We start from the raw sequence: 203 nt of genomic DNA, 5'->3' as shown, positions 1-203 counted from the left end.
GCTGGCGATAGTGGATCTTTCGCTCCAGCTGTTCGTCACCGGCATCCACCCGCGCCAGCACTGCGCCGCAGAGCACTACTTTAAAGGTGCTCATCATGGGAAAGCGTTCATCGGCGCGCCAGGCGGTCAGCGTGCGGCCGCTGGCCAGATCCATTTCTATCATGCCTACGCGGCCCGACNGNNGGCTTTNNNTTTNTTTANTT

1 pseudogene (cut by a window edge) is annotated in these 203 nt (G+C 59.5%); it reads right to left on the bottom strand.

Annotated elements, in window-relative coordinates:
• Positions 1-203, bottom strand: a pseudogene (locus VZP09_RS24670) (serine hydrolase); its annotated part runs 21 nt beyond the window's last position; the annotation flags it as partial.

Source organism: Klebsiella sp. EMBS2024, assembly GCF_036233805.1.
GTDB lineage: Bacteria > Pseudomonadota > Gammaproteobacteria > Enterobacterales > Enterobacteriaceae > Klebsiella > Klebsiella pneumoniae.
The sequence above is the reverse complement of the archived record's forward strand: the minus strand, read 5'-3'. Positions and strand labels throughout refer to the sequence as shown.